The following is a 6,756-nucleotide window of genomic DNA, read 5'->3' as shown; positions in this document are numbered from 1 at the left end:
TCAGTATTGGTGACAGACCACCACAAGTATCCAACCTCAATTCTATTCACAAGACCATCGTTGATGTTCTCGGCGAGCGATACCGTCGAATTTATTCTTAAAGTAGGTGCGGAATGACGGATAAAAAATAAGAATATCGCCATGGCCCACAAGACCGGCAAAGGACCTCATCAAGCCTTGTACAAAACCCATGTCACCCACGTAGCACACGCCATCAGCGGATTTACCCGTAACCTGCATGAAGCGGAAGTGCTGATAGAAGATCGCACCTTGTTTCGGTGTGTTTCTATTGAGGGTGATAATGTCGAACTGAAAGAGGTATTGGACGCCACTCATCTCGATGAGGGCAACGTAAAAATAGCGTCAATCTAGCCTTACGCCATATGTCGCTGACTTTTCTCGGCAAGCCGAGTCTGACCTGACCTAGCGCCAAAGCAAGATAGTCGTCACAATTCATAAAAACAAAATACCGTTTTATATTGTATGAACAGCGTTTTAAATTATATACTCCGCTCCGCCTTATAAGTAAGGTTCTAGATACCTTTGCCTCAACTCCAGTCGGGTTTTTTTTTACCTGAAATTGCCAGGGTTAGCACACCAGACCACGGTTTCAGCCATTAAGGCCACTGCGCTTATTCCAAGGCATGTGCATCAGTAATCTGGCCATACCGCAAAATCCGCTGACACCGGCAAACACCAATCCTGCACCGATGAAACCGGCGAGACTAAAAAAAGCCGGGTGCAACGTGTACCCCAAGACAACGCTTAGCAGTGTCAACCCGCCAGCAGCAATTTATACCTGACGCATAACAGGCAGCGGTTGCGTGCGATCCACTTCAACCGGCAAACCCGCCTTTTTCCAGGCGTTGAGCCCCCCTTCCAGCAAAAATGCGCGTTGCCCAGGAACCAGTGCTGCTATCTGCTGTGCATACAGTTCGCAGCGCGCTCCCGATAAACAGTAAAAAATAACCGTTTTATTTTCAGGTAGTGCTGTTCCCGACGGCTCGCTGGCCTGCTCACCCAGCGAGTACAGACGTGATTGCGGAATACGCTCACGCTGGAATTCCGCTATCTGGCGAATGTCAACCATCAACGCCCCGTCAGCCTGGCGCTGCCGAGCATCAACGGGGGAAAGATAGGGTAGCGTTACCATGGTATTCCTCTCTTTCAAGGACAATAAATGTCTTTGAGCGTCGTGATGATGCGTTCCAGATAGTGGTTAGCAATCGCGTAATAGATGGTGGTGCCTTCGCGCTGGGTGATAACCAACCCTTCAGAACGCATACGCGCCAGATGCTGCGATGTGGCAGAAGGGCTTAAGCCGCAAGCCTGCCCGAGTACGCCAGCGCTCACCTGCTGACGCTCAACCAACATACAAAGGATCAGTAAACGATTGGCATTCGCCATCGCTTTTAACAACAACGCAGCGTCATGGGCACGCCGCTGCAATTCACTCACGGTATCCGGCATTGCTGATTACTTTAGAAAACCCTTAATTAAGAAAATACTAAAATTACAATTAAAACAAATCAAGCGTTTTCTCTGAAAAGTGTGACCAGGGCTGGAGCATCTTTCGGTTGACTGTTACTCTATTAAAATTGGTCCACTGTTTCAGATTTTTTCTGCACCTGACGTACTGTTGGGGGCGATCATTAGCCATATCAACGTTTCCAGTAGTAAAACAAGACACACTATCGCGACTTTGCGTGATGACACCAGCAGGTAGCGTTATCGCCACGTCGCTGTTGCGCAACCAGGCCTTATTCAGAATAATTTCAAAGCGGTGCATGAAAAACTTCTCTCGATTAGTCAATAGATATCACCAAACGGATTGGTACAAAAAGCGGCACTCAAACCGTGTTCTGCTCTGGCGCGAGATCACACCACTGGCCGTGCCCATTTTTATTGAAGGGCTATGCGTGGTGTTGATGGGGGTATTCAGCACCTTTCTTGTCAGTTGGTTGGGCAAGGAATCCATGGCCGCCGTGGGTCTGGCAGACAGTTTTAACATGCTCATCATCGCTTTCTTTACCGCTGTAGCACTGGGCACCGCGGTGGTAGTGGCGTTCAGCCTGGGCCAACGCAATCGCAAACAGGCCCGTGCGGCAACGCGTCAGTCCATGTCTTTGCTGGTACTGGTCTACTTTTTATTAGTGCTGCTGATTGAATTGGCGGGTGAAGCCATCATTAACCTGAAACCTGATCGCCGGTTCAGCGGATCAACATGTTAAAGCGTTGGCGCTGGTGTTCCTGCGGCAAACAGGGTGGAGCTACCCGACAATGGCGATTTCCCTGGTCGGGTGTGGGGCGCTACGCGGGGCCGGTAATACCAAGCTGCCGATGTTCATCAACATCGGTATGAACATCTTGAACATTCTGATCAGTAGTGTGCTGATATACGGGATTTTTTCCTGGGATGGTTTGGGGTTCTATGGCGCAGGTATCGGCACGACGCTGTCACGCTATATCGGTGCGGTGTTTGTCATTCTTACGTTGATGCACGGCTTTAACGGTGCACTGCGCATCCCTTTCAAATCCTATTTTGTGCCTTTCACTTACACGATTCTGTATGAAGTGTTAAGCATCGGTGTTCCTGCCAGCGTGAAATCCGTGATGTTTAATCTGGGCAAGCTGATCACACAACGCTTTGTCGCCGGAATGGGTACAGAGGTTATCGCGGGCAATTTTATCGCCTTCTCTATCGCGGCACTGATCAACCTCCCCGGCAATGCCCTCGGCTCGACAGCCACCATCATCGTTGGAATACGCTTGGGTAAAGGGCAGATTTTTCAGTCGATTCGCCAGTTGCAGTATATTTTTGTGCTTTCCAATATCGGCTTATGCATCCTCGCCTTATCTTCAATACCTTCGGCCAGTTTCTTGTCATCACTGTATACCAATGAGCCCGAAGTGATTGAGGTTGCCAAGCAGTTACTGTGGTTGAACGCGCTATTTACCCCTTTTTGGGCAGCGGCCTGGGTAGTGCCTGCGGGCTTGAAGGGGGCAAAAGACGCCAGTTACACCATGTGGGTAGCCATGGCAAGTATGTGGGGATGCCGCATTGTAGCGGGTTATATCCTCGGTATCTGGCTCGGTCTTGGCGTTATCGGCGTGTGGATGGGCATGTTCTTTGACTGGATCGTGCGCGGCCTGTTGTATTATCGCCGTATGGCCAGCGGCCGGTGGCTGTGGCGCTACCGACCTCCCGCCGCTTAACACACGGTAGACATTATTGGCTTGATAAAACAGCGCGCAGAAACCGGAGCCGACACGGAGGGCCTGAGGATTCGAGCACTGCCATGGCCAAAATGGCAAGTAATGCAGCGCTTACATTAACGCCCGCGCGTTTTGTGGGCGCTTGATGGCCGAAAGCGAAATGCCATCACAATAAGCACGACAACGCCCCATGCCATGATCGTCCAGGCTTGCTCCAACCCTTCGGTGTGCTGTCGAATGACACCCGCGAGCGTCGGCATCACGCTTGCGAGGACATAGCCTCCGCCTTGAACAAAGCCCATCAATCGACCTGTTTCTTGCACATTGGTTGCGTGATCGAGTGCAACAATTAGCGAAAGTGGAAACAGCGCACCGATACCAATTCCGAGCAGAATCATCGCGACAAAAGCCAGGGACAGCGGTGCCATCAACAGCAGTATCATGCCTGACAGCAGTAACACCAGTATTGGCACCAGCAGCATACGTCGATCGGGAAAGCGGGAAATCAATGCGGAAACGGCCAACCCTGCACACACCTCGGTCAGCGTTAATCCCCCCAGCAAAAAGCCACTTTGCGCGGCACTCCACCCTAACTGCATGTAATAGGGTGGCAGCCAGGCGAGCACCAACGTATAAGCCCCCGTCCCGATCCCAAAGAACAGCATCAAGGTCCAATGTTGCAAACCGTGCGGCGCGGGATGATAAATCGCATTCTGCTCATGATCCTCACGCGAAGACGGCGCTTTGTACCAGACCAACAGTGCGATAAAGGCAACGATTCCCCAACATGCCAACGCCCTAGACCAGCCAGCGATACCCGATAACGGTGAGGCCGTCGCCGCAGCAACGGCTGCCCCAGCCATAATCCCCGTAGTATAAAGCCCCATCAACAGACTGCTGCGCTGGAGAAAGAAGCGCTTGATAAACGACGGCACCAATGCCTGAATCAGCGCAATGCCTACACCGCCAAGCGCAGCACTCACCAACAGCCCAACGCGCGTATCCCAAGGAAAACGCACCAGACAAGCAACCGTAATGATGGTAATGCCGAGCAGAATGCCGCGATACTCCCTCAGATGACGTTGCAACCAGCCGCCGTAAAGCGCACAAATCCCCATTGCCAGAATGGGCAACGTGGTCAACAGGCCAGCCTGACTGTCGTCCAGACCAGTAGCCTGCTGAATTTGTTCAAGCAATGGGCCCACCACGGCCAGAATCGGGCGCAGGTTTATCCCGAGCAGGAGAATGGCGATAATATGCTACCGTTCCGCGCCACAGACAAAAAAATCCGCCATGACGGCGGATTTTTATAGGGCATCGTATTGCAGTTCAGAATCGATTTCCTGACCGCACAACACCCTTAGAAACGGTAGCCTACGCCAACCGCCCAGGTGCCAACATCGACGCTACGGATACGGCTTTGCTCATAACCAACATCCAGGGCAACGTCCTGAATCGGGTTGAATTGCAGACCTGCACCGTAAGTGAAACCATAGTCATCATTATGGTTGTTGTCAGTACCGTCTACCGCATTGTAAGTGTATTTACCGTGGCTCAGGCCAATCACGCCATAGACGCTTGCCCAATCATTGATACGGTAAGACGGGCCCGCAGTAAAGCCCATGTATTGGCCTTTATTGTAGTAACCGTCGTTGGACTGGCTGTCTTCCAGATAGGTGAAGGAGCTGATCACGCCAACCTGGCTGTCATCAAACTCATAGCGGTATTTAAGGTTAAAACCTTTCGCTTTGTTCACCACGCCCTGGGCATAACCCTGAGCATAACCGGCGGATACGGTACTTTGGCCGGCGAATGCAGAACCTGCGCTTACTGCAAATACGCAAACCAGTGCGGAAAGACACGCAAATTTTTTCATATACTGCCTCGAATTCATCTTATGAAAGAAGTTTAAGCAGATTTAATATAACAAAAAAATCTGATGTGCTGCGCATTAAATATTTATCAAATCGCTTATATATGTAACAAACATTTTCAGTAAATACGTAACATCATGATTTATAATCATTAAAAAACGGGCCACTCATTTACACTAGATTAGTGTGGAAAAAGCCATAATTTATGGACGTCCTTTCTCACATCATCATGACTTCTTCCCTGCTTATCAAGGCCCAAAGGATGACCTTATCTGCTTTGCGCGGCTCGACGCTGCTGCCTGTTCTTCTTATCGTGATTGCGATGCTTTCCATCCAAAGTGGGGCTGCTTTAGCGAAAAACCTGTTTCCGCTGATAGGGGCTCCCGGCGTTACAGCGCTGCGCCTTGGGCTTGGGGCTTTGATTTTATGCATTGTTTTTAAACCGTGGCGCATGCGTATTCAGGGGAATCGATTACCGCTGCTGTTGTACGGCCTGACCCTCGGTGGCATGAACTTTTTGTTTTATCTCTCTATTCGAACTGTTCCACTGGGTGTAGCGGTCGCGCTTGAATTTACCGGCCCGCTGGCCGTGGCCATATTCTCGTCGCGTAGGGCGCTTGATTTCCTTTGGATCCTTTTGGCACTAACTGGTATGTGGTTTCTATTACCGCTGGATAACGACATTTCCAACGTCGATATGCAAGGCGCGCTCTGTGCCATCGGCGCAGGTGCCTGCTGGGCCTTATATATCGTGTTCGGAAAAAGCGCAGGCGCTAACCATGGCCCGGCGACAGTGGCGATTGGCTCATTGGTTGCGGCCGTGGTGTTTTGCCCCCTGGGGGCTTATTTTGCAGATACTTCATTGCTCTCCCCTGCCATTCTTCCGCTTGGTATCGCCATCGCGATCCTCTCCACGGCACTACCCTACTCGCTGGAGATGATGGCACTGACCCGTCTCCCCGCCAAAACCTTCAGCACGTTGATGAGCATGGAACCCGCCATTGCAGCCCTATCCGGGATTCGGTCACGTATTCAATGTGTTGCTCCGCAATAAAAATAGTATTCATGCTCTATGTTCTCTTCATGCATTCAGGCTGGTTTTAAACACCTTTTTTGCATGCCAGACTATGTAGCAATACACTCATTGAATACGTGACCCGGGATTCTGTTTCTCGGTGAGCACCTGTTGCTGACGCAATGGATAGCGCTGTTTTGTATCATCGCCGCTTCCCTCGGTGCTACGTCCACAGCAAAACGAGCACGCATCACCGATAGCGCCCAAAGCTGACACGCACTACCTTCAGAATTCAATCGCGTTTCTTCTCTTGCAGGCAGCAGACTGCGGCAAGAGAAGGCTCCTTTCAGATATATTGCATCACAAATGACAGTGGCGCCTGAATAGGCACAAGTTATTATAAGAGCTAAATAATTCTCATTCATTATCGTTATTTACTATAATAATGACGTGGCTTTGTTGAATAAATAGAAAGTTTGGGTAATCATCGGAACAGATCACCATAGTTGTTTCAAAATCAGGTCTCCATCCGTCATTCCGCACCTGATTTTTCTTTTTTCGGGACTTGACGGTATTCTGAAGTTCTGAATTTATTACTGCTTTTTGCAGACCAATCAGCATGAGTACTCCCCACGTTACCATCCGTAACCT

General features: G+C 50.3%; 4 protein-coding genes and 3 pseudogenes. 3 read left to right on the top strand and 4 right to left on the bottom strand.

Annotated features, from left to right (window positions below; genetic code table 11):
- Positions 1–141: 141 nt before the first annotated feature.
- Entirely contained in the window at positions 142–372 is a 231-nt protein-coding gene (locus ACTBDZ_RS13405; RefSeq protein ID WP_438815692.1) for a hypothetical protein, read from the top strand.
- Positions 373–610: 238 nt separating this feature from the next.
- On the opposite strand, the pseudogene ACTBDZ_RS13400 reads toward ACTBDZ_RS13405, so the two are convergent.
- A pseudogene (locus ACTBDZ_RS13400) lies at positions 611–1,153 on the bottom strand (rhodanese family protein).
- 14 nt (positions 1,154–1,167) lie between these two features.
- Entirely contained in the window at positions 1,168–1,470 is a 303-nt protein-coding gene (locus ACTBDZ_RS13395) for an ArsR/SmtB family transcription factor (protein WP_438815691.1), read from the bottom strand.
- A 317-nt stretch (positions 1,471–1,787) separates the two neighbouring features.
- Here ACTBDZ_RS13395 and ACTBDZ_RS13390 point away from each other — a divergent pair.
- Positions 1,788–3,216: pseudogene (locus ACTBDZ_RS13390) on the top strand (EmmdR/YeeO family multidrug/toxin efflux MATE transporter).
- Positions 3,217–3,332: 116 nt separating this feature from the next.
- Here the strand turns inward: ACTBDZ_RS13390 and ACTBDZ_RS13385 are convergent.
- Both ACTBDZ_RS13385 and ompX read right to left on the bottom strand, forming a co-directional pair.
- Positions 3,333–4,412, bottom strand: a complete 1,080-nt coding sequence (locus ACTBDZ_RS13385) for an MFS transporter (RefSeq protein ID WP_438815690.1) — start codon at positions 4,410–4,412, stop codon at positions 3,333–3,335.
- Positions 4,413–4,576: 164 nt separating this feature from the next.
- Complete coding sequence (gene ompX, locus ACTBDZ_RS13380) at positions 4,577–5,092, bottom strand: outer membrane protein OmpX (RefSeq protein WP_438815689.1); 516 nt, start codon at positions 5,090–5,092, stop codon at positions 4,577–4,579.
- Between the two features lie 260 nt (positions 5,093–5,352).
- On the opposite strand from ompX, the pseudogene rhtA reads away from it, so the two are divergent.
- Positions 5,353–6,111 (top strand): annotated as a pseudogene (gene rhtA, locus ACTBDZ_RS13375) (threonine/homoserine exporter RhtA); the annotation flags it as partial.
- Positions 6,112–6,756 lie beyond the last annotated feature (645 nt).

This window comes from Symbiopectobacterium sp., from assembly GCF_051710365.1.
Classification (GTDB): Bacteria; Pseudomonadota; Gammaproteobacteria; order Enterobacterales; family Enterobacteriaceae; genus Symbiopectobacterium.
The sequence above is the reverse complement of the archived record's forward strand: the minus strand, read 5'-3'. Positions and strand labels throughout refer to the sequence as shown.

Coding starts and splice junctions, on each gene's coding strand:
- ACTBDZ_RS13395 (WP_438815691.1), bottom strand. CDS start 1,470: ATGCCGGATACCGTGAGTGAATTGCAGCGGCGTGCCCATGACGCTGCG.
- ACTBDZ_RS13405 (WP_438815692.1), top strand. CDS start 142: ATGGCCCACAAGACCGGCAAAGGACCTCATCAAGCCTTGTACAAAACC.
- ompX (WP_438815689.1), bottom strand. CDS start 5,092: ATGAAAAAATTTGCGTGTCTTTCCGCACTGGTTTGCGTATTTGCAGTA.